Raw genomic sequence first — 25,351 nt, 5'->3', positions numbered from 1 at the left:
CCGAGGACTGCCGTGACCCGCCTCGGGTGGGCGGCAGCCGTCAGGGGCCGGCAGGTCTGCCCCATTTTTCGGGCGCTGTCACTCGCTCCACGGCAGCAGGATCGATGGCCGCGTGTCGGCGAGGAACTTGAGCGGATTCACGTAGTCGTCGCCATCGCGCACGCCCCAGTGAACGCACGGGCCCGCGCGGCAATGGGTGCTTCCAGTCCAGAGCCGGCCGAGAGTCTGCCCCGCCTCGACGCGGTCGCCCGAGCTGAGGGTCGTCTCGATCGGCTCGAAGCTGCTCCGCAGGCCATTCCCGTGGTCGACTGTCACGACGGGACGGTCCACGACCTGCCCAGCGAACACCACCACACCGGGCGCGGGGGAGTGGAGCTCCTGCGCGGGTGCGCTCGCAAGGTCCACGCCGCGGTGCCCGGAAAGCCATGGTCGCTCAGGGGCGTCGAAGCTGCGGACGACGGCGGGTCGCGGCGAGAGCGGCCAGCCCCACGCCTCGCGCGGGGCGGCGCTTGCAGGACCGGCTGCCACCGACTCCGGCACGTCACCGAACATCAGGGGTAGGTGCACTTGCGAGGCGAGGATGACGGCGGCCGCGAAAAGCAGGCCTGGCGAGAAGACGAGCATGAGGTGAGACTTCCATCCGACGGGCCTGGCGCGGGAGGTGCGCCGCGCTCGATGTGGACGCTCCGCCGTCGTTCGTTTCTGGGGAGGGGAAATCGGGCCTCGCCCCCGGAGGAAGCGGCGTGTGGATCCGCGACGTCGCGCCGATCAGCTCGTGCCCCTGTAGTACACTGAGAGCCGCGGCTTTCTGCTCCCTCTTGTCATGTCACTTGCTTGTCATGCCATGCGCGAGGTAGGGAATGCCGACTCCGCGCATCCAGCGCCCCGCCGTCCGACGGCGTGGCCCTGTGCCCGACGGTCCGCTCAGCTGATTGCAGCCGGGCGGTCCGGGACTGCAGGGGATGCCAGGGACAGCGGCCAACCGGCCGCCGTCGAACAACCGTCAGAACAAGGGCAGGGGCAAGGGCAGCCGAGAAGGCTCCCTCACGAAATGACCTGCCGGAAGGAGCGTCGGCATGCCCGTCGTCACCATGCGCCAGCTGCTCGACAGCGGCGTCCACTTCGGTCACCAGACCCGCCGTTGGAACCCGAAGATGAAGCGGTTCATCTTCACCGAGCGCAACGGCATCTACATCATTGACCTGCAGCAGTCGCTGTCGTACATCGACCGCGCCTACGAGCACGTCAAGGCCACCGTCGCCAAGGGCGGCACGGTCCTCTTCGTCGGTACGAAGAAGCAGGCCCAGGAGGCCATCGCCGAGCAGGCCATGCGCGTCGGCCAGCCGTACGTCAACCAGCGTTGGCTCGGCGGCATGCTCACCAACTTCTCCACCGTTGCCAAGCGCATCCAGCGCCTCAAGGAGCTCGAGGAGATCGACTTCGAGGACGTGGCCGGTTCGGGCCGCACCAAGAAGGAGCTCCTCATCCTCGAGCGCGAGAAGGACAAGCTCGAGAAGACCCTCGGCGGCATCCGCAACCTCACGCGCACGCCGGCGCTCCTCTGGGTCGTCGACACCAAGAAGGAGCACCTCGCGGTCGACGAGGCCAAGAAGCTTGGCATCCCGGTCGTGGCGATCCTCGACACGAACTGCGATCCCGACGAGGTCAACTTCCCGATCCCGGGCAACGACGACGCGATCCGCTCCGTCAACCTCCTCACCCGTGTGGTGGCCGACGCCGTGGCCGAGGGCCTGATCGCCCGCAACAACCGCGGCTCCGGTTCCGAGGGTGCCTCGTCCGCCGAGCCGCTCGCCGAGTGGGAGCGCGAGCTCCTCGAGGGTCAGAACGCCGAGGAGGCCGCTCCGGCCGCCGAAGCAGCTCCGGCCGCTGAGGCTGCTCCCGCCGCCGAGGCCGCTCCCGCCGCCGAGGCCGCTCCGGCCGAGGGTGAGCAGAACTAGCCCCCAAACCATTCCTTCGGGCCGGGCATGCGCCCGGCCCGGAGGCTGACGGCAGGATGGCACCGGACCCGGTGCCATCCTGCCACTGTGAGAAGTGCAGAGAACGAGACAGAGGGGTTCACATGGCGAACTACACCGCTGCTGACATCAAGGCCCTGCGCGAGCGCACGGGTGCCGGCATGATGGACGTCAAGAAGGCTCTCGACGAGGCCAACGGCGACGCCGAGAAGGCCATCGAGATCATCCGCATCAAGGGCCTCAAGGGCGCCACCAAGCGCGAAGGCCGCTCGACCGCCGAGGGCCTCGTGGCCGCGAAGGTCGAGAACGGCGTCGGCGTCATGGTCGAGGTCAACTGCGAGACCGACTTCGTTGCCAAGTCCGCCAAGTTCATCGAGCTCGCCGACCGCGTGCTCGGTGCGGCCATCGCTTCGGGCGCCTCGGACGTCGAGGCCCTCCTCGCGGCCCAGATCGACGGCAAGCCCGTGAGCGAGTTCGTCGTTGAGGAAGGCGCCGTGCTCGGCGAGAAGGTCGCCGTGCGCCGCGTTGCGCGCATCGAAGGCGCGACCGTGGACGCCTACCTCCACAAGACGTCCAAGGACCTCCCGGCCCAGGTCGGCGTGCTGCTCGCGGTCAGCGGCGAGGGCGAGGCGGCTCAGGCCGCTGCCCACGACGTCGCAGTGCACGTCGCCGCGATGTCGCCGAACTACCTCCGCCGCGAGGACGTCCCGGCTGACCTCGTCGAGTCGGAGCGCCGTATCGCCGAGGAGACCGCCCGTGCCGAGGGCAAGCCCGAGGCCGCCCTCACGAAGATCGTCGAAGGCCGCGTGACGGGCTTCTTCAAGGGCGAGGTCCTCCTCGACCAGGCCTTCGCGAAGGACGCCAAGAAGAGCGTCGGCCAGGTCCTCCAGGAGGCTGGCGTCGAGGCTACCGCGTTCGCGCGCTTCCGCGTCGGCGCCTAGCCGATCCACCCCCGGCTGTTCGCAGCCACCCAGCGTGAGGGGCGGCCACCCCGTGTGGCCGCCCCTTTTGCGCGCCAGCAATGCCGATAATCTAGACCAAGGCCCAATCCACTGGTTCGAGGGGACAGATCACTCATGGACACCGTAGAGACCGACGTGCAGACCACTACCCTCCCCATCGCCGATGACCCGGTTCCTCCCCGCCGACGCCGTGTCCTTCTCAAGCTGTCCGGCGAGGTCTTCGGCGGGGGCAAGCTCGGCGTCGACCCGGCCACCGTGCAGGGCGTAGCGCGCGAGATTGCATCTGCCGTCGACGACGTCGAGGTCGCGATCGTGGTGGGCGGCGGCAACTTCTTCCGCGGCGCCGAGCTCTCGCAGAGCGGCATGGACCGCTCGCGCGCCGACTACATGGGCATGCTCGGCACGGTCATGAACTGCCTTGCCCTCCAAGACTTCCTCGAGCAGGCCGGGGTGGAGACGCGGGTCCAGAGCGCGATCACCATGGGCCAGGTTGCTGAGGCCTACATCCCGCGGCGGGCGATCCGGCACATGGAGAAGGGCCGCGTCGTCATCTTCGGTGCTGGCGCCGGCCTCCCGTACTTCTCGACGGACACCGTGGCCGTCCAGCGCGCGCTCGAGGTGCACGCCGACGTGGTCCTCATGGCCAAGAGCGGAGTGGACGGCGTCTACACGGCGGACCCCAAGAAGGACCCCTCGGCGCGCAAGCTCGAGCGCCTGACCTACGACGAGGCGCTCCGCCGCGATATCCGGGTCATGGACCAGACGGCGATGACGATGTGCAAGGACAACGGCCTCACGATGATCGTGTTCGGCATGCAGGGCGAGGGCAACGTCACGAAGGCCATCCTTGACGGCCAGCTCGGCACGGTGGTGACCCCGTAATCCCGCTAGGATGTCAGGAGTCCTTGAGCAACAGCCAGCTGTCCGCAGCCCACGAATCAGGAGCCAAGCAATCGTGATCGAAGAGACTCTTCTCGAAGCCGCCGAAAAGATGGAGAAGGCCGTCGAGGTGGCCAAGGAGGACTTCGCCTCGATCCGGACCGGCCGCGCCAACCCCGCCCTGTATGCGAAGGTCATGGTCGAGTACTACGGCACTCCGACGCCCCTCCAGCAGCTCGCCTCGTTCCAGGTCTCGGACGCGCGCACGATCCTCATCACGCCGTTCGACAAGACCGCGCTCCGCGACATCGAGCGGGCACTGAGCGACTCGGAGGTGGGCGCGAACCCGTCCAACGACGGCAACGTGATCCGCGTGGTGCTCCCTGAGCTCACGCAGGAGCGCCGCAAGGAGTACGTCAAGATCGTCAAGGGCAAGGGCGAGGACGCGAAGGTGTCCATCCGCAGCGTCCGCCGCAAGGCCAAGGAGTCCCTTGACCGCCTCGTCAAGGACGGCGAGGTCGGCGAGGACGACGGCGTGCGCGGCGAGCGTGAGCTCGACGGCCTGACCAAGCAGCACACGGACAGCGTCGACGAGCTCGTGAAGCGCAAGGAAGCCGAGCTGCTCGAGGTCTGATGACCGATCCCCAGCCCGAGGCCGGCCCGCAGCCTGGACATCATCCAGAGCACGCTGGGCCGGCCCCTGACGCTCCGGGTGCCCCGAGCTCCCGGCGCGCCCGCCGCGCGGCGGACGACGCCGAAAAAGCCGCCGCGAGCGCTGCTGCGGCGGCGTCGCCGACCCCGAGAGCAGGGCGGAACCTGCCAGCCGCGATCGTGGTGGGCCTCATCCTGCTCGCCGCCGTGCTCGCAGGACTGTTCCTCTGGCCGCTCGGCTTCGTATTCGTCGCGACAGCCGCAGGCGTTCTCGGCGTGTGGGAGGTCTTTCGGGCGCTTCAGACGCGGAAGACGACCATCCCGATCGTCCCGGTCCTCATCGGCTCGGTCGCGATCCCGTTCTCCGCGTTCTTCGGCGGACCCGAGGCGCAGCTGTTCGCCCTCGTGGCGGCAAGTGCCGCAGTGCTCCTGTGGCAGAGCCTGGAGTCGGCCCACGGCGCTGTGACGAACGTGGTGGGCGGCGTCTTCGTGCTGCTGTGGATCCCCTTCTTCGTGGGCTTCTCCGTGCTTCCGCTGCACGATTCAGGCGTCACGCCACCGCCGCTCGGCGTGTGGCCGGGGCTTGCCGTTCCCCACAGCGTGTTGCAGCTCATCGTGACCCTCCTCCTGGTCTTCGCGAACGACACGTTCGGCTACATCGTCGGCGCGAGCCTTGGCAAGCACCCCATGGCGCCCAAGATCAGTCCGAAGAAGTCGTGGGAGGGATTCGCCGGATCGGTGGCTGGCGCCGTCGTCATCGGCGTCCTCGGTACCGTCTTCATCCTGGGGCGCCCCTGGTGGGAGGGCATCGTGCTGGCCCTTGCCATGGTCGGTGCCGCGACAGCTGGCGATCTCGCTGAGTCGATGGTCAAGCGCGAGCTGGGCATCAAGGACATGAGCAGCATCCTGCCGGGGCATGGCGGCATGATGGACCGGCTCGATTCGATCCTGTTCGGCGTGCCGGTGGCGTATGTCGTATTCAGCCTCCTGCCCGGGGCGTGATGCAAGATAATGTTTGACAACGAGGACGGAGGCACTGTGGCGCGCAATGGTTCGGGAGCCGCGGCTGGGTTCAATCGCGTGGGCCGAGGCGATCTCGGGTACAGCCCGAAGCAGGTCGAGAAGTTCATGGAGGCCGCTCGGGCCTACCTGCGCAATACGTCCTCAGCCGAGCCAGTGACGAGCCATCAGGTGCGCAGCGTGGCGTTCGACGCCGTGCGCGGCGGCTACGACGCGGGCCAGGTCGACGCCGCGCTCGATCGGCTCGAGGATGCCCTGGCGCGGCGCGAGCGTGACGAGCTCATCGACCGCGAGGGCGAGGACGCGTGGCTGCATGAGGTCGGCCACCTTGCGAGCGTGCTCCGTGCGCGGCTCCTCCGGCCCGACGGCGACCGGTTCCGCCGTCCGTCGAAGAACGGCGCCCCGAGCTACAACCCGCGTGACGTCGACGATCTGTGCCACAGGCTTCTCAACTACCTTGAGCATGACGCCGTCATGAGCGCCGACGACGTCCGGACGGCCGTCTTCCGGACCGTGACTGGCCGCGACGGCTACGAGGAGACGCAGGTGGACGCGTTCCTCGACCGCTGCGTGGAGCTCATCGCCAAGATCGCCTGACCGCGCCCACCCTGCCCGCCGGCCGGGCGGACTGGTCGAGGCGCAGCGCTCCCCGCCTAACGTCGTTCCGCCGCGCCGATCCGCAACGGCAGGCGCAGCGTGAACGTGCTCCCCACGCCGAGCTCGCTCTCGCACTCGAGGTCTCCGCCGTGCCGCACCGCCACCTCGCGCGCCAAAGCGAGGCCGAGCCCGGTCCCAGGGATGCCCGAGCGCACCGCGGCCGAGCTCCGCTGGAATCGCGTGAAGATGCGCGGCAGATCCTCCGGGGGAATCCCGATGCCCTGGTCAGAGACCGAGAAGACGGCCCAGCGTCCCTCCCGCCCTGTCCTGAGTGTGACGGCCGTGCCGTCGCTCGAGTACTTGAGCGCGTTCGAGATGAGATTGTCGAGGAGGCGCACGAATCCGGTGCGGTCGCCGTACACCGGCAGCTCGCCGTCGGCCGTGAGGTGGATGGTGATGTCACGGCGCGCCGCATCCGGCGACGCCGAGTCCACGGCGTCGCGGACGAGCTGGGCGAGGTCCATGGCGCTGGGCTGGTGCGTCTCCGTGGCGCCGGGCGTTGCGGCGGCCAAGATGTCGTCCACCATCTTGTTGAGGTGCCGTGCATTGCGGGCCATGACGAGTGTGTCGGAGCGGGCGGCGGGGCTCAGTGAAGGGTCGTCGTGGAGCAGCTCGGCGTAGCCGAGGAGACTCGTGAGCGGTGTCCGGAACTCGTGCGACATTGCCGCGAGGAACGTGTCGCGGGCACGCACGGCCGCGACCACGTCGGTGACGTCGGAGAAGGCCAAGGCCGATCCCATCATCTCTCCGCCCGCGTCGCGGAACGGTCGAGCAGAGACGGACACGGTTCGGGACCGTTGCCCGGTTCCGAGCCGGAATAGCTCGTGCGTGATCGTCTCGCCGGCCACGGCCCGCGCGGCAGGGCGTCGCTCGCTCGGGACGAGTTTGTCGGATCCGTCTGCGAAGACCAGCAGCTCGGGCTCGCGCGCCGTATCGGCGCCGTCGGGAAGGGCAGCACGGTGCAGCTCCTGCTGCCGGGCATTCATGAGCAGGATCTCCCCAGCGGTATCGACGACGACGACCCCGACATCGACCGTGTCGACGATCGTCTCGAGGAGCTGCTGGCGCGTCTCGCTGCGATCGAGCAGCTCCGCGATCTGGCGGCGCTGGGCGCTGCTGCTCAGAGCGCTGACCGACGTGGCCACCCCGACCGTGAGCATCGTGAACGGCGTGAGGAGCTCGGACGAGAGCGTGCTGACGTTCGCCGTTCCGTCGAGGAAGTGGGGGACCCAGACCATGAGGAGGGTCGAGATCGTTCCGAAGGCGACCGCGCCGCGTGGCCGGTAGCCCGAGCCCGCGAGCCACATCACGGGAAAGACCGCCAGGAGGCCGAGTCCGGGCAGCAGGTCGTTGTCGGAGAATCTGAGCAGCGCGATCGGATAGAAGTCCAGCACCGGGATGACGAGGAAGGACCAGTAGGGAAGTCGATCCCACGGAACCGCCGCGCAGGCACCCAGAAGGGCCAGCGCCAGCAGCTGGCTGGCCACGAATCCGAGGTCCGCGAAGTCGGACGTGTCCGAGAGCACGGAGATCCCGCACACCAGGATCATCGTGAGGTTGAGCGGCAGCTGCCTCAAGACGACCTGGGCCCGCAGGCTCAGTTCATGAAAGCGGCGTTGGCCAAGGAGCATGACATCCAAGACGACGTCCATGACCCCAATTCTGTGACAAGAACGGTCATGTCCCTAACCGGCTGGCCGCGGACCCCGTTCGAGGAGCGGGTCCATGCGGAACGGAACGAGCTCTCCCATGGCGAGAGCCGTGTCGGTCCGTTCGACACCGTCGCACGCGAGGATCTTGCCGTTGATCCGGAACAGGTCCTCGGCGTCGACGGCGACGACGCGGAGCAGGAGGTCCGCGGTGCCCGTCAGGCCGTGCCCCTCGAGCACTTCCGGGATCTGGGCGATCGCCTCCGTGATGGGGCCGAGCTTGCGCTGTTGGACATGCACCGTGATGAACGCAAGGAGTGGATATCCGAGGGAGGCCGGGTTGATGCGGCGGTCGAAGGCGAGGAACGCGTGCTGCTCGAGGCGGGACAGGCGTGCCTGAACCGTATTGCGCGAGAGGCCCAGCTCTTGGGCGAGCGCCACGACGGTTCTGCGCGGGTCGACGGCGAGAGCGCGCAAGATTCGGGTGTCGGTGGCATCCACGGGGTGCATGATGCGCAGATTAGCACGGTAGCGCACCGCCGAATAGGGCATCCTGCTCAGTTTCGGCGCGGTTGGTTGTACCCCCTGTTCGTTGTGAGTATCGTCACATTAACCCGGGGGCCTACAGGCCTCCCGCGAGCAGATAGGGATGCGAACCGAAGTGTCCACGTATCACATGACCGCCGGCGACGACGGGTCGCCGATCCAGCTACTCTCGCCTGATGGCGCTCGGCACCGCCACGAGCGGTACGACCGTTACCTAGCCGACGTCGAAGGCGACGACGGCGCCCAGCTTCTCGTCTCGCTGTACGAGGACATGGTCGTCGCCCGCCGTGTCGACGCGGAGGGCACCGCCCTCCAGCGGCAGGGACAATTGGGCCTCTGGCCCCCGTTCGTCGGCCAAGAGGCCGCACAGGTGGGCTCGGCGCGGGCCGTTGCGGCCGACGATTTCATCTTCCCCAGCTATCGGGAGATCGGCGTCGCGTACGTGCGGGGCGTCGCCCTGCCGGACTTGGTCCGCCAATGGCGCGGCAACGCCCACTCGGGCTGGGACCCCTACGAATTCAACATGGCACCGTCCCAAGTGGTGATCGGCGCCCACACGCTGCACGCCGTGGGCTACGCGATGGGAGTCCAGTTCGACGGCGCCGAGACCGCTGTCGTCACCTATTTCGGCGACGGCGCGACGAGCCAGGGCGATGTCAACGAGTCGATGGTGTTTGCCGCGAGCTATCAGGCGCCCGTCGTCTTCTTCTGCCAGAACAACCAGTGGGCCATCTCGGAGCCGGTCGGGCTGCAGGCCCATGTGCCGATTGCGCTCCGCGCTCCGGGCTTCGGCATCCCCAGCGTCCGCGTCGACGGCAACGACGTGCTCGCCTGCCTCGCCGCGACGCGCGAGGCCCTGGAGCGAGCCCGCTCCGGGAATGGCCCCTCCTACATCGAGGCAGTCACCTACCGCATGGGCCCGCATACGACGGCGGACGACCCCACCAGGTACCGGGACGCCAACGAACTCGAGGACTGGAAGGAGCGCGATCCGATCGCGCGGCTCGAGCGCTACCTCGAGAGCCGGGGCCTGCTCGACGACGAGGTGCGCGCGCGGGTCGCCGCGAAGGCCGACAAGGTCGGCGCAGAGCTGCGTGAGGCCACGATCCACATGCCGGACCCGGCACCCGAGGACGTGTTCGCCCACGTCTATGCCGGACCCCACGCCGTGCTCGAGCGGCAGCGTGACCACTACGAGCGCTATCAGTCCGGCCTCGCCGGAGCACATGCAGAAGGAGGGCACTGATGACTGAGCAGACAGCCCCGAACACGTCGCAGATGACGTTCGCCAAGGCCCTCAACGCCGGCCTCCGCCGCGCCATGGAGCGCGACTCCAAGGTCGTGCTCATGGGCGAGGACATCGGAAAGCTCGGCGGCGTCTTCCGTATCACGGACGGTCTCCAGAAGGATTTCGGGGCTCACCGGGTCATCGACACGCCGCTCGCCGAGTCCGGGATCATGGGAACGGCGATCGGCATGGCCTACCGCGGATACCGGCCGGTGGTCGAGATCCAGTTCGACGGCTTCGTGTATCCCGCGTTCGATCAGATCGTGGCCCAGGTGGCGAAGCTCCACTTCCGGACTCTGGGCCGGGTCAAGGTCCCGCTGACCATTCGCATCCCGTTCGGCGGTGGCATCGGGTCGCCCGAGCACCACTCGGAATCGCCCGAGGCGTACTTCGCGCACACGGCCGGCCTGCGGGTTATGGCGGTCTCCAACCCGCAGGACGCGTATTCGATGATCCAGCAGGCCATCGCGTGCGACGACCCGGTCGTGTTCTTCGAGCCGAAGCGCCGCTATCACGACAAGGGCGACGTCGACGAGTCGTTCGGCCTGGATGCCCCGGACGGGCTCGGCATGGGATCGGCCCGCGTCATGGCCGAGGGCCACGACGTGACCCTTGTCTCCTACGGCCCGCTCGTCAAGACGTGCCTCGACGCGGCGGTTGCCGCCTCGGACGAGGGCGTGTCGGTCGAGGTCATCGACCTCCGTTCCCTCGCGCCGGTCGACTACGCGACGCTCGAGGCGTCGGTGCGGAAGACCGGGCGGCTCGTCATTGCACACGAGGCCTCGCAGAGCGGCGGCCTCGGCGGCGAGATCGCGGCGAGCATCACCGAGCGCTGCTTCTACTACCTCGAGCATGCGCCTGTGCGGGTCACGGGCTTCGACGTCCCGTACCCGTACTCGAAGCTCGAGTTCCACCACCTCCCGGACCTCGATCGGATCCTCGACGGAGTGGACCGGGCGCTTGGCCGACCGAACTCCCTGAGCGGGACCGAGGAGGGCGAATGAGCGTGGCGAGCGTGGGAACGCACACCAGGGAATTCCGACTGCCGGATCTCGGCGAAGGCCTGACCGAGTCGGAGATCGTGGCGTGGCGGGTCGCGGTCGGCGACACGGTCCAGCTCAACCAAGTGATCGGCGAGGTCGAGACGGCGAAGGCCGTCGTCGAGCTCCCGAGCCCCTACACGGGTAAGGTCACGGCGCTCCTCGCGGAACCGGGTCAGGTGGTCGCGGTCGGGGCCCCGATCGCGGAGTTCGAGGTCGAGGGCCAGGAGCCTGGCGGGGGTTCAGGAGGAGGCGCTCCGAAACGCGAGCCGAACCTCGTGGGCTACGGTGCGATGCCGGAAGGCACGGGCCGCCCGGCGCGCAAGGTGCGCAGCTGGGCCGGGGCGGCCCCCGCGCAGGCGGCCCCGGCTGCGCCTGCCCAGGCGGCCTCGGCTGTCCCGGACGAGCCCACGGCGGCTGCGCCGGCCCAGACGGCCCCGGCTGTACCGGACGAGCCCGCGGCTGCGCCCGCCCAGGCGGCCCCAGCTGCGCCGGTCGAGCCCGCGGCCCGGGCCGCGCCCGACCGGGAGTCGCAGGCTGCCGCCCCGGCACCGCGGGATGCCCAGCCCGTTGCGCCGGCGGAGCCCGAGCGAGCGGAGCGCCCGCGCTCGACCCCGCCCGTGCGAAAGCTTGCGAAGGACCTCGGCGTGGATCTCGGCACGGTTCGTGGCTCCGGGCCCAGGGGGCTCGTGACCCGTGACGACGTGCTGAGCCGCGTCGGCACGCCTGAGCAGGACGGGCTCGGCAAGGAAGGACTCGCGCAGGCTGGGCCGGAGCAAGGTGGGCCAGAGCAGGTTCGCCCAGAGCAGGGTGGGCCAGCGCGGGGAGCGGCCGCCGCCGTCGTTCGTGGTGAGCGGGAGACGCGGACGCCGATCCGCGGCGTGCGCAAGCACACCGCCGCGGCCATGGTCGCGAGCGCGTTCTCGGCGCCGCACGCCAGCGAATTCCTGACGGTCGACGTCACCCCGGCGATGGAGCTCCTGGCCCGCCTCAAGGCGTCGAAGGCGTTCGCGGGCGTCAAGCTCACTCCCATGACTCTCGTCGCGAAGGCAGTGCTTATCGCCCTGCGACGCAGCCCGTCGCTCAACTCGCACTGGGACGAGGCAGCGCAGGAGATCGTCCAATACCACTACGTGAACCTCGGCTTCGCGGCGGCCACGCCGCGTGGCCTCATGGTCCCGAACGTCAAGGACGCGGACTCCATGGAACTCGCGCAGCTTGCTGACGCCATCAGCCAGCTCGCGACGTCGGCGCGCGAAGGGCACGCGAGCCCGGCCGACTTGTCGGGTGGGACGATCACGATCACGAATATCGGAGTCTTCGGCGTCGATGCGGGCACTCCCATCCTCAACCCCGGCGAGGCGGCCATCCTCGCGATGGGCCAGGTGCGCCGACTGCCCTGGGAATACCGAGGCGAGGTCGCTCTGCGCGACGTCATGACGCTCTCGCTCTCCTTCGACCACCGCCTGGTCGACGGCGAGCAGGGGTCGCGGTTCCTTGCCGATGTCGGCGCCATCATGGCCGATCCCGGCACGGTCCTGGCGATGGTGTGATCAGACTCCCTCGCGGAGCGGCCCAGGGTCCCGGCTTCGGGGGAAGCCGTTTCGCGGGGAGCGGCTAGGGCGCCGGCGCCGTGAGTGCGGCTAGCGCCATGGCGCTGAGCAGTTCGCGGGCGCGCGCGGCGGGGACACGACCCCCGCCGCGTTGCGCCCCACCCACCGAATGCGGCGTCGAGTTGATGAGTCCGAAGACCGCCTGGGCGCGGACGCGGAGTTCCGCCGGCGTCGTGCCTGGGTGCAGCCCGGCGAGGGCGCCCGCCCAGACATCGACATATCGGCGCTGAAGGCGCCGCACCGCTGACCGGTCGTCGGGGGAGAGGCTCGTGAAATCGCGGTCCTGGACCCGGATCACCTCGGGCTTCGACAGCGCGAAGTCCACGTGGAAGGCGACCAGCGCGCGGAGGACGGCGCCGTCGTCGTTCGCGTTCCCCTGCGCCCCCCGCTGCGCTGCGCCGTCGTCGTTCGCGCGCTGGTCCGCGTCGGCGACTCGGAGCCCGCCCGCGAGCAGCTCCTCGCTCACCCCCACGAGGAGCGCCCCGAGGACGGCCTGCTTGCCCGCGAAATGGCGGTAGATCGCAGGGCCGCTCACGCCGGCGGCGGCGCCCAGATCGTCGAGCGAGACGCCCGCGAAGCCCTGGGCGGCGAACAGCCCCGCGGCAGCATCGAGGAGCGCCTGGCGGCGGACGGCCTTCGCTTCGCTGCGCGGGCTGTGTGCTTCGCTGCGCGGGCTGTGTGCTTCGCTGCGCGGGCTGGGAATCTCATGCATGAGGTCTCCTGTGCTGGACATCACAGTTAATCAAGACTAACTTGGATTCCAGTTAATCGTCACTAACCCAAGGCGGAGGCTCGATGGAGACCCTTCTCAGCCGCGTCGATCCGGCAAGCGCCGAATTCGCCGAGAACGACGCCGCGCAGCGGGCCCTTGCGGGCGAGCTCGCCGAACGCCTCGCGGCCACGGCGCTCGGGGGCCCGCAGCGCTCGCGCGAGCGGCACGTGGCCCGCGGCAAGCTCCTCCCGCGTGAGCGCATCGACGCGCTGCTCGACGAGGGCTCGCCCTTCCTCGAGATCTCGGCGCTCGCGGCGAACGGCATGTACGGCGACGAGAGCCCGGGTGCGGGCGTCATCGCGGGCATCGGCCTGGTCCACGGCCGTCACGTGCTCGTGATCTCGAACGATGCAACCGTCAAGGGCGGCACGTACTACCCCATGACGGTCAAGAAGCACCTCCGGGCCCAGGAGATCGCGCTCGAGAATCGCCTCCCGTGCGTCTACCTCGTCGACTCGGGCGGCGCGTTCCTGCCGCGGCAGGACGAGGTCTTCCCGGACCGTGACCACTTCGGGCGCATCTTCTACAACCAGGCCCGGATGTCCGCGGCGAAGATCCCGCAGATCGCGGCCGTCCTCGGCTCGTGCACGGCGGGCGGCGCGTACGTGCCCGCCATGAGCGACGAGACGGTCATCGTGCGCAACCAGGGCACGATCTTCCTCGGCGGGCCGCCGCTCGTGAAGGCGGCCATCGGCGAGATCGTTTCGGCCGAGGAGCTCGGCGGCGGCGAAGTCCACGCGCGGATTTCCGGCGTCGCCGACCATCTTGCCGAGAACGACGAGCACGCGCTCGAGATCGTCCGCGGCATCGTCGCGACGCTCCAGCCGCCGCAGGCCGCACCGTGGGACGTCGCCTTGGCCGCCGAGCCGAAGGCCGAGGTCGGCGAGCTCTACGGCGCGGTGCCCACCGACGTGAACGCCCAGTACGACGTGCGCGAGGTCATCGCCCGCCTCGTGGACGCGAGCGCGTTCCACGAGTTCAAGAAGGAGTATGGCTCGACGCTCGTGACGGGCTTCGCGCGCATCCACGGCCACCCCGTGGGGATCGTGGCCAACAACGGCGTGCTCTTCTCGGAGTCCGCGATGAAGGGCGCCCATTTCATCGAGCTGTGCGACCAGCGCGGCATCCCGCTCGTGTTCCTGCAGAACATCTCGGGCTTCATGGTGGGCCGCGACTACGAGCGCGGCGGCATCGCGAAGCACGGCGCCAAGATGGTCACCGCTGTGGCGACCACCCGCGTCCCCAAGCTCACGGTCGTGATCGGCGGCTCGTTCGGCGCGGGAAATTACTCGATGTGCGGGCGGGCCTACTCGCCGCGCTTCCTCTGGATGTGGCCCGCGAGCCGCATCTCCGTCATGGGCGGGAATCAGGCCGCGAGCGTCCTCGCAACGGTCAAGCGCGAGCAACTCGAGGGGCGCGGCGAGGAATGGCCGGTCGAGGAGGAGGACTCGTTCAAGGCGCCCATCAAGGCTCAGTACGAGGCGCAGGGCAGCCCCTACTACTCGACGGCCCGGCTCTGGGACGACGGCGTCATCGACCCCGCCGACACCCGGAGGGTCCTGGGCATGGCCCTCGACGTCGTGGCTCAGGCACCGCTCCCCGAGACGTCCTTCGGCGTCTTCAGGATGTGAGGAAAGTGACTTCCGTGAAAGAAACCCCGCTGTCCGATCCGGGCCAGGCCCCGCTCTTCGCGAAGGTCCTCGTGGCGAATCGCGGAGAGATCGCGTGCCGCGTGATGCGGACGCTGCGACGGCTCGGCATTCCCTCCGTCGCCGTCTACAGCGACGCGGACGCGGGCGCTCGCCACGTGCTGGAGGCCGACGAGGCGGTGCATCTCGGCGCCAGTGGCGGCTCCGGGTCGGGCGGCCGCCAGAGCGCGGTGCAGAGCTACCTCGACATCGGCGCGATCGTCGCAGCCTGCCGCGCTGTCGGCGCGGATGCCGTGCACCCGGGCTACGGCTTCCTGAGCGAGAACGAGGCGTTCGGCCGGGCGCTCGAGGAGGCCGGAATCGCGTTCGTGGGGCCGGGCGTCGAGGCCCTCACCGTCATGGGGGACAAGATCCGTGCGAAGAACCACGTCGCGGGCTTCGGCGTGCCGGTGGTTCCGGGCATCGCGAGGCCCGGGCTCACCGACTCGGACCTGGTCCAGGCGGCCGACGGCGTGGGGTACCCGCTGCTCATCAAGCCCTCCGCAGGGGGCGGCGGCAAGGGCATGCACGTGGTCGAGTCTGCGGACGAGCTCCCGCGCGCCCTCGCGACCGCTCGCCGTGTCGCGGCCGCCGCCTTCGGCGACGACACGCTGTTCCTCGAGCGGCTCATCCGCGCCCCGCGCCACATCGAGGTCCAGATCCTCGCCGACCAGCACGGCACCACGATCCACCTCGGCGAGCGCGAATGCTCCCTCCAGCGGCGGCACCAGAAGGTCATCGAGGAGGCGCCGTCGCCGCTCTTCGACACGCCGCTCGGCGCCGAGACGCGCGAGCGGATCGGCAAAGCCGCGTGCGACGCGGCACGCAGCGTCGGCTATGTCGGCGCGGGGACAGTCGAGTTCCTGGTGAGCGACGAGGCGCCCGAGGAATTCTTCTTCATGGAGATGAACACGCGGCTCCAGGTCGAGCACCCCGTGACCGAGATGATCACGGGGGTGGACCTCGTCGAGCAGCAGCTGCGCGTTGCGGCCGGCGAGGCGCTCGGGCTCGCGCAGGAGGACGTGCGGCTCGACGGGCACGCGATCGAGGCGCGCGTGTATGCCGAAGTTCCGCGAAGGGGCTTCCTTCCCGCGACGGGCCGGGTCGAATTCCTGTCCGAGCCCGCGGGGGAGGGCGTGCGCGTGGACAGCTCCCTCATGGGCGGGCTCGAGGTCGGATCCGACTTCGACCCCATGCTGTCTAAAGCGATCGCTTGGGGCCGCGATCGCCAGGAGGCGCTCGAGCGGCTCGACGCCGCGCTCGCCGGGTACACGATCCTCGGCGTCCAGACGAACATCGAATATCTGCGTCTCCTCTTGGCCGATCCCGACGTCCAGAAGGGCCACCTCGACACGACGCTCATCGAGCGGCGCCTCGAGCACCTCGAGTTCCGCGAGGCGGGGGAGGCCGAGTACGTCGCGGCCGCGCTGCTGGCCGACCATCTGCGCGATCCCGCGGTGGGCGCCGGACCCTGGCGTGCCGACTCGTGGCGCCTCGGCGCCCCCGCGCGTCGCCGCGTCACGCTCGGAACCCCAGACGGCGGCGTGACCACGGTGCGCGTGGCCGGCGCCCAGGACTACGGCACCGACAGTGGGGACGAGCCGGCCGTGAGCGTCGATACGGGCCCGGAGCGCAAGGCGAGCCTCGCCGTCGTCGGCCACGGCGTGACGCTCGGGCTCGACGGCGAGCCGCACCCCTACTCATGGGCCGTGGGCGGGGGAAGCGACGGGCGCACGCTGTTCCTGGGCGACGGCGGCTGGACCGTCGCGCTGCCCGTTTTGGACCGCGCGCAGCGCCTCGAGCGGGTGCTCGACGGCGTCCACCACCACGCGGGCGATGCCTCGCCCGAGGTGCGCTCGCCCATGCCGGGGACGGTCGTCTCCGTGGCGGTCGCCCCGGGCCAGGCCGTCGAGCCCGGTCAACCTCTTGTGAGCGTCGAGGCGATGAAGATGGAGCACCAGCTCGTCGCCGCGCTCGCGGGGACCGTCCAGCTGCACATCTCGGTCGGCTCGCTCGTCAAGGCCGACCAAGTCGTCGCGACTGTCACGCCCGCATCCACCGCCACCCCAGAAATCTGAGACCCGAAACCTTCAGGAGCCATCCATGGTCGACTTCCAGCTCGACGACGATTACCGGGAGCTCAGCGAGACCGTTCGCGAGTTCGCCGACGAGGTCGTTGCCCCCGCCTCGCAGAAGCACGACGAGGAGCACAGCTTCCCGTACGAGATCGTCTCCCAGATGGGGGAGATGGGCCTCTTCGGGCTCCCGTTCCCCGAGGAGTTCGGGGGCATGGGCGGCGACTACTTCGCCCTCGCCCTCGCGCTCGAGCAGCTGGGCCGCGTGGACCAGTCGGTCGCGATCACGCTCGAAGCGGGTGTGTCGCTCGGCGCCATGCCGATCTACCGCTTCGGCACCGACAAGCAGCGCGAGACGTGGCTGCCCGAGCTCGCGGCCGGACGAGCGCTTGCGGGCTTCGGTCTCACCGAGCCCGAGGCCGGATCAGACGCGGGCGGCACGAAGACGAATGCCCGGCTCGAGGATGGTCCCGAGGGGCGAGAGTGGGTCATCAACGGCTCGAAGGAATTCATCACGAACTCGGGCACCGACATCACCAAGTTCGTCACGGTGACCGCGGTGACGGGCACGGAGACCCGCCCCGACGGCCGGACCCGCAAGGAGATCTCCACGATCATCGTCCCCTCCGGGACCCCCGGCTTCCGCGCCGAGAAGCCCTACAACAAGGTGGGCTGGAACGCGTCGGACACGCATCCGCTCTCGTTCAAGGACGCGCGCGTGCCCGAGGAGAATCTCCTCGGCGTGCGGGGCCGCGGCTACGCGAACTTCCTGTCGATCCTCGACGAGGGCCGGATCGCGATCGCCGCGCTCGGCACGGGCGCGGCGCAGGGCTGCGTCGACCTCTCCGTGAAGTACGCAAAGGAACGCAGCGCGTTCGGCTCGAACATCGGCAAGTATCAGGGGATTCAATTCAAGATCGCCCGTATGCAGGCCCGGGCCCACACCGCCCGGCTCGCCTACTACGACGCCGCCGCGCGCATGCTCGCCGGCAAGCCGTTCAAGACCGAGGCCGCGATCGCGAAGATGGTCGCCGGCGAGGCGGCGATGGACAACGCTCGCGACGCGACCCAGGTGTTCGGCGGCTACGGCTTCATCAACGAGTTCACGGTCGCGCGCCACTACAGGGACTCGAAGATCCTCGAGGTCGGCGAGGGGACAACTGAGGTGCAGCTCATGCTCATCGCCCGGGAGCTTGGGCTGTAGCGTAGGTCGCGGAAACAGCCTGGGTCACGAAGCGGTGCCATAAGGAGGTTCTGTGATCGACAAAGTGGTGGCCAGCGTCGAGGAGGCGGTGGCGGACATCCCGGATGGCGCCTCGCTCGCCGTCGGCGGCTTCGGCCTGTGCGGCATTCCGGTAGGGCTCATCGACGCCCTGCACCGGCAGGGCACGAAAGACCTCGAGACCATCAGCAACAACTGCGGCGTGGACGACTGGGGCCTCGGGATCCTCCTGTCCTCGGGTCGCATCCGCCGGACCGTGAGCTCGTACGTGGGAGAGAACAAGGAGTTCGCGCGCCAGTTCCTCTCGGGCGAGCTCGAGGTCGTCCTCACCCCGCAGGGGACGCTCGCCGAGAAGCTCCGCGCTGGCGGAGCCGGGATTCCCGCCTTCTACACGTCGGCAGGGGTGGGCACCCAGGTCTCCGAGGGCGGCCTTCCGCAGAAGTACGACGCCGAAGGGAACGTCGTGAAGGCCTCCTCGCCGAAGGAGGTGCGCGCCTTCCACGGCGCCGACTACGTTCTCGAGGAGTCGCTCACGCCGGACTTCGGCCTGGTCCACGCCCTCAAGGGAGACCGGCACGGCAATCTCGTGTTCCATGAGACGGCCATGAACTTCAATCCGCTGTGTGCGATGGCGGGGAGGATCACGATCGCCGAGGTCGAGGAGCTCGTGGAGCCCGGCGAGCTGGACCCCGAGCACATCCACACGCCGGGGATCTTCGTCCAACGCGTAGTGCACGTGCCGGCGGACAGCCCGCTGGGGGAGAAGCGGATCGAGAAGAGGACGGTGGCCCAGTAATGCCGTGGAACCGCAACGAGCTCGCGGCCCGCGTCGCGCAGGAGCTCACCAACGGCCAGTACGTGAACCTCGGGATCGGGATGCCGACGCTCATTCCGAACTACATTCCGAGCGGCGTCGAGGTCGTGCTGCACTCCGAGAACGGGATCCTCGGCACCGGGCCGTATCCCGTCGAGGCCGAGGTCGATCCGGATCTCATCAACGCCGGCAAGGAGACCGTGACGGTCAAGAAGGGCGCCGCGTTCTTCGACTCGGCGACGTCGTTCGGGATGGTCCGCGGCGGCCACGTGGACGTTGCGGTGCTCGGAGCCATGGAGGTGTCGCAGAACGGCGACCTCGCCAACTGGATGATCCCCGGAAAGATGGTCAAGGGGATGGGCGGCGCCATGGACCTCGTCTTCGGGGCCAAGCGGCTCATCGTCATGATGGACCACACGGACAAGCACGGGAATCCGAAGATCCTGCCCGAATGCACCCTGCCGATCACGGGCAAGGGCTGCGTGGACCGCATCATCACGGACCTCGGGGTCATCGACGTGGTGCGGGACGCCGGGAGCGGGCTCGTGGGGGCGGGGATGGAGCCTGCCACCGCGACCGGTGCCGTGCTGGTGTTGCGCGAACTGGCTCCGGGCGTGACGGAGGAGCAGGTCGTGGCGGCGACCGCGGCCGAGCTCGAGGTGGAGATCCATGACAATGAGCCCTGATCCGCAGCCGGCAGCCGGCGGAAACGCCAACGTGGAGGGCCCCCGTGTCATCGAGCAGCGTGGCCTCTACTTCGACGAACTCGAAGAGGGTGTGGTTTACGCGCACCGGCCCGGCCGGACGGTGACGGAGGCGGACAACGTCCTCTTCACGACGCTCACCATGAACACCCAGGCGCTGCACCTCGACGCCGCGTGGAGCGCGGCCCAGCCGTTCGGCCAGCGCCTCGTGAACTCGATGTTCACGCTCGCGACCGTTGTGGGGCAGTCCGTCGCCCAGCTGACCCAAGGCACGATCGTCGCGCAGCTGGGCCTGACCGACGTCTCGTTCCCGCATCCCGTGTTCCACGGCGATACGCTCTACACCGAGACGGTCGTCGTCGAGAAGCGGCTCTCCTCGTCCCGGCCCGGTCAGGGGATCGTGACGATGGAGCACACTGGCCGCAACCAGGACGGCGTCGTCGTTGCGCGGGCGAAGCGCTCGTGCCTCATGTGGACCAAGGAAGCACACCATGACGCCGTCTGAATCGAGCAGGCCCACGCCCTTCAGCATGGGCCCGGCCCTGCTGTTCTGCCCCGCCGACCGTCCCGAGCGCTTCGGGAAGGCCGCCGACCGAGCCGACGCCGTCATCCTCGACCTCGAGGACGCCGTCGCGCCGGACGCCAAGGCCGCGGCCAGGCACCACCTCACCACGGCATCGCTCGATCCGCGGCGCACGATCGTGCGGGTCAACGCCGCGTCGACCGCAGACTTCGACCTCGATCTGGACGCGCTCGTCGCGACGCCGTACCGCACCGTCATGCTTGCGAAGGCCGAATCGCCCGCGCAGGTGCGGCGTCTGGCGGGCTTCGACGTCGTCGCCCTCTGCGAGACCGCAGCCGGCGTGCTCAACGCCGCCGCCATCGCTGCCGAGCCCAACGTCGTGGCCCTCATGTGGGGTGCCGAGGATCTGGTGGCCTCCTTGGGCGGGACGTCCAGCCGGGCGGACGACGGCGGGTACCGCGCCGTCGCGCTGCACGCGAGGTCTACGGTCCTCCTGGCCGCCGGCGCGTTAGGCAAGGCGGCGATCGACGCCGTCTACACCGCGATCCAGGACCTCGACGGGCTCGCGGCCGAGGCCGCGGACGCCGTCGCCTCGGGCTTTGCGGCCAAGGCGTGCATCCATCCAAGCCAGGCCGCCCCTGTGCGGGAGGCCTACCAGCCGACCCCCGAGGCCGTCGACGCCGCGCGCGAGCTCCTTGCGGCGTCCGAGGCCGCCGGGACCGGCGTGTTCCAGCATCGGGGCCGCATGATCGACGGGCCCATTCTGCGGCACGCCGAGGCCCTGCTGCGCCGCGCCGGGCGGAGCGCCGAGCTCTAGCGAAGTCGGCCCGAGAATCGGATATAGGATTCTTGGGTGTTTGCCTTGGTCCTGCTTGCGGTCGTCGCCGGGGCCATGGCGCAGCGGGTCGCGGGGCTGGGCTTCGGCCTCATGGTCTCGCCGATCCTCGTCGTCCTGCTGGGGCCGCTCGACGGTGTCATGATCGTCAACGCGTGCGGGGCGACGTCCTCGCTGCTCATCCTGTCGCGGGTCTGGCGCGACGTCGAGTGGCGGCGGTATCTCGGCCTCATGGTCCCCGGATTCGCCGGCATCGCGGTGGGTGCCTATCTCGCGAGCCATGTGCCCGCGGCACCGCTGGAGATCGGGATCGGCGTCCTGCTCCTGGTTGGGCTCGTGGCGTCCCAGTTGGTCGCCCGGGCTCGCCGGCGGCCCGAGGGACCGGTCGACGGCCTCGGGGTCATGGCGGCGAGCGGCTTCTCGAGCGGACTCATGAACGCCGCCGCGGCGGTCGGCGGGCCCGCTGTCACCGCCTATGCCGTGCTGAGTCGCTGGGACCAGCGGCGCTTCGGCGCGACGCTCCAGCCGTACTTCATCACGACCGGCACCACGTCCCTGCTGGCCAAGGCCCTTGCGACGGGCGGCCATTGGCCGGCGCTCGAGCTCTGGCAGTGGGTGCTCGTGTTCGTCTGCATGCTCATCGGGATCGTGGTCGGTGACCTCCTTGCCCGCCGCGTCGCCGGCGAGACGGTGAGGCGTTTTGTCATCGGCATCGCCTACGCGGGGGCGGCCCTTGCGATCGTGAACGGCATCAGCCACCTGTCCGCAGGGGCGTAGGACGGCAAGGAGTACTAACGCTTGCCGATACTATCTCTTTGCGATACTATCGAGCGGTGATCCTGTCCTTCGCCGATGAGCCGACGAGAATGGTCTGGGATCGCGAGCACGTCCCACGTCTTGGCCCAGACCTCCAGCGCGCCGCCCAAAAGAAGCTTCGCCTTCTCAATGCGGCCGAAACCATAAACGACCTGCGTATTCCGCCGGGAAACCGGTTGGAGAAGCTGTCCGGGGACCGCGACGGGCAGCATTCGATCCGCGTAAATGACCAATACCGGATCTGCTTCGTCTGGACGGGCGCCGGTCCAGCGGACGTCCAGATCGTCGATTATCACTGAAAGGAGGAGGAACGCAATGGCGAAGGCCCACAGTCCCATCACGCCCGGCGAGATTCTGCAGACGGAGTTCCTGGAGCCGCTCGGCATCACTGCTTACCGGCTCGCGCAGGCCACTGGCCTGCCGCAGACCCGGCTGAGCGAGATCATCCGCGGCAGGCGCCGGATTACCACCGACACTGCGCTGCGGCTGTCGAAGGCGCTCCGACTCTCCGAACGGTTCTGGCTAAACATTCAGAACGACTACGACATCGAGCTCGAGCATGATCAGCACGACGCCGAGCTCCGTCAGATCGAGCCGCTCATCCCCGCCTAACGCGGGCCGCTCCTTGACGAGCCCGACCGCGTCAGGCCACCGAGGTGAGGCAGACGAGGTGCCGGTCGGCGTCCTCGAAGAAGTTTTGCGGAGCCGTTCTGCGGTTTACTGGTGGCATGCAATCTCCCGCCGGGCAGCGCTCTGTGATCATCCTCGGCTCGACAGGAAGCATTGGACGGCAGGCCATTGACGTGGTCGACGGCGCCCCCCACCGCTTCCGCGTGACGGCGCTCAGCGCGGGCGGCGGGAATCTCGGCCAGCTCGCGCTCCAGGCCGTGCACACCCGGGCCGAGGCGGTCGGGATCGCCGAGGGGAGTGTCGACGAACTCCGCGGACTCATGGCCAGCGCGTCGGCGGCGGAGGGCGCCGCGGACTACGCCCCCGAGCTGTTCGCGGGTCCCGATGCCTCCACCCGCATCGCCGCGTGGAGAGGGCCAACTGGACCAGCCGACGTCGTCCTCAACGGGATCACCGGGAGCATCGGCCTCGCCCCGACGCTCGCCGCGCTCGCGTCGGGCGCCACGCTTGCCCTCGCGAACAAGGAAAGCCTCATCGTGGGCGGGACGCTCGTGAAGAGCGCAGCCGCGCCGGGCCAGATCGTGCCCGTCGACTCCGAGCATTCGGCGATCGCGCAGTGCCTCCGTGCGGGTCGCGCGGACGAAGTCGATCGCCTTATCCTCACGGCCTCGGGCGGGCCGTTCCGGGGCCGAAGCCGCGCCGAGCTTGCGGGCGTCACGCCCCAGGAGGCACTCAATCACCCGACGTGGGACATGGGCAAAGTCGTGACGACGAACTCCGCGACGCTCGTCAACAAGGGCCTCGAGCTCATCGAGGCCCACCTGCTGTTCGACGTCCCGCTCGAGGCGATCGACGTCGTCGTCCATCCGCAGTCGGTGGTCCACTCGATGGTGCAGTTCACGGACGGCTCGATCATCGCCCAGGCCTCGCCCCCGGACATGCGGCTCCCCATCGCGCTGGGGCTCGGCTGGCCCGATCGCGTGGCGCACGCCGCGGAGCCGTGCGACTGGAGCCGGGCGACGGCGTGGACTTTCGAACCGCTCGACGCGCGGGCCTTCCCCGCGGTGGACCTCGCCAAGGATGCGGCGAAGCAGGGGAGCACGTATCCTGCGGTGTTCAACGCAGCCAACGAGGAGGCCGTCGAAGCGTTCCACGCCCGCCGCATCGGCTTCCTCGACATCGTGGACACGGTCGAGGCCGTGCTCGGCGAGCACGGAGGATCCTCGGAGATGTCTGTGGATACCGTGCTAGCTGCCGAGGAATGGGCACGGAAGCGCGCGCACGAGCGTTTGGCTAGCTGAGCCACAAGCTGGAAGGAACGTCAGAACCTCTGTGAACCCCACCGTCCTCTTCGTCCTTGGCGTCGTCTTCGTCGCCCTGGGCATCGCCGTGTCCATCGCCCTGCACGAGGTCGGGCACCTGCTGCCCGCCAAGCTCTTCAACGTCCGCGTGACCCGCTACATGATCGGCTTCGGGCCGACTGTCTGGTCCACCCGCAAGGGGGAGACCGAATACGGCATCAAGGCGCTTCCGCTCGGCGGCTACGTGCAGATGGTCGGCATGTACCCGCCGAACCGGCGGGACGGTTCGGTCCGGCAGTCCAGCACAGGCATCTTCCAGGGGCTCGCGGAGGCGGCGCGGGATCAGGCCCACGAGGAGGTCCGCCCCGAGGACCACGGCAGGCTGTTCTACCAGCTCCCGGTCTGGAAGAAGATCATCATCATGCTCGGCGGCCCCGCCATGAACATCGTCCTCGGGTTCGTGTTCATGGCGATCGTCCTCATGGGCTTCGGCATCCCGCAGCCTACGAACCAGATCGCGAGCGTCTCGGCGTGCATGGTCCCGTCCAACCAGCAGGCGCCCTCCGATACGTCCGCGTGCACGAAGACCCCCGCCGCTGCAGCGGGCCTCCAGCCCGGCGACACCGTGGTCCGCTTCGACGGCCAGCAGGTCACTGGCTGGGATCAGCTCTCGTCCTGGATCCGCGCCTCGGCCGGCAAGACGGTCGGGATCACGGTGCAGCGCAACGGCAAGGACGTGGATCTCACGATCACGCCGGTGCTCAACCAGGTCGCCGTGTACGGCTCCGACGGGCAGCCCGCCAAGAACGCCGACGGGAGCTACAAGACCACGCAGTCCGGCTTCGTCGGCATCGGATCCCGTCAGGCGCTGACTCCGCAGCCCATCACCGCCGTGTTCCCCGCGGTCGGCGAGAACATCGCCCAGGTGACGGGCGTCGTCGTCAATCTCCCCGCGCGCGTCGTGGCGGTGGGCCAAGCCGCCTTCAGCAGCGCCCCGCGCGACCCGAACGGCCCCATCAGCGTGGTCGGAGTGGGCCGCGTGGCGGGCGAGGTCGCCTCGCTCGAGGACGTGCCGCTCTCGGCGCGCATCGCGACGCTCTTCGGCATCTTGGGCGGGGTGAATCTCGCCCTCGCGGTGTTCAATCTGGTCCCGCTGCTCCCGCTCGATGGTGGGCACGTTGCCGGCGCGCTGTTCGAGGGCGCCCGGCGGCAGGTCGCAAGGTGGCGGGGCAGGCCCGATCCGGGACCGTTCGACATCGCCAAGCTGCTTCCCCTCACGTACGCGGTGGCGAGCGTCCTGCTCGCCATGAGCGTGCTGCTGATCTACGCGGACATCGTCAAACCGGTGAAGCTGTTCGGCTGACCGGGGGATAGGCTGGTGGCATGACCGTCTTCGCCGTTGAATACCTCTATGAAGCCTCGACCTCCGACCGGCGCGATGAGGTGCGCGCCGACCACCGCGGCTGGCTCGCGGGCGTGGCCGAACAGGGCCAGCTGCTTGCGAGCGGTCCGTACGAGGACGGCTCGGGCGCGCTCCTTCTGTTCAAGGCGGACGACGGCGTGGCCCTCCAGGCGCTGCTTGCGGAGGACCCGTACTCGGTCGCCGGCCTCATCTCCGGCCTGACGGCCACGGCGTGGAACCCCGTGACCGGTCCGCTCGCCTCGCAGTTCTAGCCCGAGCGCCCGCCCG

The 25,351-nt window shown here is 69.3% G+C and carries 26 protein-coding genes; 22 read left to right on the top strand and 4 right to left on the bottom strand.

What is annotated here, in order from left to right; translation table 11 throughout:
- Positions 1 to 78: 78 nt before the first annotated feature.
- Positions 79 to 624: a M23 family metallopeptidase gene (locus tag E6A26_RS04110; protein WP_234865016.1), complete on the bottom strand. Its 546-nt coding sequence runs from the start codon at positions 622 to 624 to the stop codon at positions 79 to 81.
- A gap of 452 nt (positions 625 to 1,076) precedes the next feature.
- On the opposite strand from E6A26_RS04110, the gene rpsB reads away from it, so the two are divergent.
- From rpsB to E6A26_RS04080, 6 genes are all read left to right on the top strand, one after another.
- Positions 1,077 to 1,958, top strand: a complete 882-nt coding sequence (gene rpsB / locus E6A26_RS04105; RefSeq protein ID WP_136609922.1) for a 30S ribosomal protein S2 — start codon at positions 1,077 to 1,079, stop codon at positions 1,956 to 1,958.
- Positions 1,959 to 2,080: 122 nt separating this feature from the next.
- Positions 2,081 to 2,917: a translation elongation factor Ts gene (gene tsf, locus E6A26_RS04100; RefSeq protein WP_136609921.1), complete on the top strand. Its 837-nt coding sequence runs from the start codon at positions 2,081 to 2,083 to the stop codon at positions 2,915 to 2,917.
- A 135-nt stretch (positions 2,918 to 3,052) separates the two neighbouring features.
- Positions 3,053 to 3,820, top strand: coding sequence for a UMP kinase (gene pyrH / locus E6A26_RS04095; protein ID WP_234865014.1), 768 nt, complete (start codon positions 3,053 to 3,055; stop codon positions 3,818 to 3,820).
- A gap of 73 nt (positions 3,821 to 3,893) precedes the next feature.
- Positions 3,894 to 4,451, top strand: a complete 558-nt coding sequence (frr, locus tag E6A26_RS04090) for a ribosome recycling factor (RefSeq protein ID WP_136609920.1) — start codon at positions 3,894 to 3,896, stop codon at positions 4,449 to 4,451.
- Positions 4,451 to 5,470: a phosphatidate cytidylyltransferase gene (locus E6A26_RS04085; RefSeq protein WP_136609919.1), complete on the top strand. Its 1,020-nt coding sequence runs from the start codon at positions 4,451 to 4,453 to the stop codon at positions 5,468 to 5,470. The genes frr and E6A26_RS04085 overlap by 1 nt, the downstream gene beginning before the upstream one ends.
- Positions 5,471 to 5,479: 9 nt before the next feature.
- Entirely contained in the window at positions 5,480 to 6,085 is a 606-nt protein-coding gene (locus tag E6A26_RS04080; protein WP_136609918.1) for a DivIVA domain-containing protein, read from the top strand.
- A gap of 56 nt (positions 6,086 to 6,141) precedes the next feature.
- Here the strand turns inward: E6A26_RS04080 and E6A26_RS04075 are convergent, their stop codons facing one another.
- Both E6A26_RS04075 and E6A26_RS04070 read right to left on the bottom strand, forming a co-directional pair.
- On the bottom strand, positions 6,142 to 7,797 hold the full coding sequence (locus E6A26_RS04075; protein WP_136609917.1) for a sensor histidine kinase: 1,656 nt from the start codon (positions 7,795 to 7,797) through the stop codon (positions 6,142 to 6,144).
- Positions 7,798 to 7,830: 33 nt separating this feature from the next.
- A complete protein-coding gene (locus tag E6A26_RS04070) occupies positions 7,831 to 8,304 on the bottom strand; it encodes an Lrp/AsnC family transcriptional regulator (protein WP_136610045.1) in 474 nt (157 codons plus the stop codon).
- A 139-nt stretch (positions 8,305 to 8,443) separates the two neighbouring features.
- Here E6A26_RS04070 and pdhA point away from each other — a divergent pair, with 139 nt between their 5' ends.
- The 3 genes from pdhA to E6A26_RS04055 are packed head-to-tail and all read left to right on the top strand — an operon-like array spanning position 8,444 to position 12,221.
- Complete coding sequence (gene pdhA / locus E6A26_RS04065) at positions 8,444 to 9,586, top strand: pyruvate dehydrogenase (acetyl-transferring) E1 component subunit alpha (RefSeq protein WP_136609916.1); 1,143 nt, start codon at positions 8,444 to 8,446, stop codon at positions 9,584 to 9,586.
- The gene (locus tag E6A26_RS04060; RefSeq protein WP_136609915.1) at positions 9,586 to 10,632 is read left to right on the top strand and encodes an alpha-ketoacid dehydrogenase subunit beta; all 1,047 of its coding nucleotides are present in this window, start codon (positions 9,586 to 9,588) and stop codon (positions 10,630 to 10,632) included. Before pdhA ends, E6A26_RS04060 begins: the two co-directional genes overlap by 1 nt.
- Positions 10,629 to 12,221 (top strand): dihydrolipoamide acetyltransferase family protein, encoded by a 1,593-nt coding sequence (locus E6A26_RS04055; protein ID WP_136609914.1) that lies wholly within the window; start codon positions 10,629 to 10,631, stop codon positions 12,219 to 12,221. Before E6A26_RS04060 ends, E6A26_RS04055 begins: the two co-directional genes overlap by 4 nt.
- Before the next feature lie 64 nt (positions 12,222 to 12,285).
- Here the strand turns inward: E6A26_RS04055 and E6A26_RS04050 are convergent, their stop codons facing one another.
- The gene (locus E6A26_RS04050; RefSeq protein ID WP_136609913.1) at positions 12,286 to 12,993 is read right to left on the bottom strand and encodes a TetR/AcrR family transcriptional regulator; all 708 of its coding nucleotides are present in this window, start codon (positions 12,991 to 12,993) and stop codon (positions 12,286 to 12,288) included.
- A gap of 83 nt (positions 12,994 to 13,076) precedes the next feature.
- On the opposite strand from E6A26_RS04050, the gene E6A26_RS04045 reads away from it, so the two are divergent.
- The 13 genes from E6A26_RS04045 to E6A26_RS03985 all read left to right on the top strand — a co-directional run bounded on the left by E6A26_RS04045 (position 13,077) and on the right by E6A26_RS03985 (position 25,335).
- Entirely contained in the window at positions 13,077 to 14,684 is a 1,608-nt protein-coding gene (locus E6A26_RS04045; RefSeq protein WP_136609912.1) for a carboxyl transferase domain-containing protein, read from the top strand.
- A gap of 5 nt (positions 14,685 to 14,689) precedes the next feature.
- The gene (locus tag E6A26_RS04040; RefSeq protein ID WP_407695358.1) at positions 14,690 to 16,819 is read left to right on the top strand and encodes an acetyl/propionyl/methylcrotonyl-CoA carboxylase subunit alpha; all 2,130 of its coding nucleotides are present in this window, start codon (positions 14,690 to 14,692) and stop codon (positions 16,817 to 16,819) included.
- Between the two features lie 25 nt (positions 16,820 to 16,844).
- Positions 16,845 to 18,020: an acyl-CoA dehydrogenase family protein gene (locus E6A26_RS04035; protein WP_136609911.1), complete on the top strand. Its 1,176-nt coding sequence runs from the start codon at positions 16,845 to 16,847 to the stop codon at positions 18,018 to 18,020.
- A gap of 52 nt (positions 18,021 to 18,072) precedes the next feature.
- Positions 18,073 to 18,834, top strand: coding sequence for a CoA transferase subunit A (locus E6A26_RS04030; protein ID WP_136609910.1), 762 nt, complete (start codon positions 18,073 to 18,075; stop codon positions 18,832 to 18,834).
- A complete protein-coding gene (locus E6A26_RS04025) occupies positions 18,834 to 19,538 on the top strand; it encodes a CoA transferase subunit B (RefSeq protein ID WP_136609909.1) in 705 nt (234 codons plus the stop codon). Before E6A26_RS04030 ends, E6A26_RS04025 begins: the two co-directional genes overlap by 1 nt.
- Positions 19,522 to 20,061, top strand: a complete 540-nt coding sequence (locus E6A26_RS04020) for a MaoC family dehydratase (protein ID WP_136609908.1) — start codon at positions 19,522 to 19,524, stop codon at positions 20,059 to 20,061. Before E6A26_RS04025 ends, E6A26_RS04020 begins: the two co-directional genes overlap by 17 nt.
- Positions 20,048 to 20,896: an HpcH/HpaI aldolase/citrate lyase family protein gene (locus tag E6A26_RS04015; RefSeq protein WP_136609907.1), complete on the top strand. Its 849-nt coding sequence runs from the start codon at positions 20,048 to 20,050 to the stop codon at positions 20,894 to 20,896. Before E6A26_RS04020 ends, E6A26_RS04015 begins: the two co-directional genes overlap by 14 nt.
- Before the next feature lie 36 nt (positions 20,897 to 20,932).
- Positions 20,933 to 21,691, top strand: a complete 759-nt coding sequence (locus tag E6A26_RS04010; RefSeq protein ID WP_136609906.1) for a sulfite exporter TauE/SafE family protein — start codon at positions 20,933 to 20,935, stop codon at positions 21,689 to 21,691.
- Between the two features lie 56 nt (positions 21,692 to 21,747).
- Positions 21,748 to 22,029 carry a type II toxin-antitoxin system RelE/ParE family toxin gene (locus tag E6A26_RS04005; protein WP_136609905.1) on the top strand — a complete coding sequence of 94 codons (282 nt, stop codon included), beginning with the start codon at positions 21,748 to 21,750 and terminating at the stop codon, positions 22,027 to 22,029.
- A 16-nt stretch (positions 22,030 to 22,045) separates the two neighbouring features.
- Positions 22,046 to 22,342 (top strand): HigA family addiction module antitoxin, encoded by a 297-nt coding sequence (locus E6A26_RS04000; protein ID WP_136609904.1) that lies wholly within the window; start codon positions 22,046 to 22,048, stop codon positions 22,340 to 22,342.
- 116 nt (positions 22,343 to 22,458) lie between these two features.
- Positions 22,459 to 23,661: a 1-deoxy-D-xylulose-5-phosphate reductoisomerase gene (gene dxr / locus E6A26_RS03995; RefSeq protein ID WP_136609903.1), complete on the top strand. Its 1,203-nt coding sequence runs from the start codon at positions 22,459 to 22,461 to the stop codon at positions 23,659 to 23,661.
- Between the two features lie 31 nt (positions 23,662 to 23,692).
- Positions 23,693 to 25,024 carry a M50 family metallopeptidase gene (locus E6A26_RS03990; RefSeq protein ID WP_136609902.1) on the top strand — a complete coding sequence of 444 codons (1,332 nt, stop codon included), beginning with the start codon at positions 23,693 to 23,695 and terminating at the stop codon, positions 25,022 to 25,024.
- A 20-nt stretch (positions 25,025 to 25,044) separates the two neighbouring features.
- Positions 25,045 to 25,335, top strand: coding sequence for a YciI family protein (locus E6A26_RS03985; protein WP_136609901.1), 291 nt, complete (start codon positions 25,045 to 25,047; stop codon positions 25,333 to 25,335).
- Positions 25,336 to 25,351 lie beyond the last annotated feature (16 nt).

The organism is Sinomonas albida (assembly GCF_004919045.1).
Classification (GTDB): Bacteria; Actinomycetota; Actinomycetes; order Actinomycetales; family Micrococcaceae; genus Sinomonas; species Sinomonas albida.
This window is presented reverse-complemented; position numbering and strand designations above follow the sequence as displayed.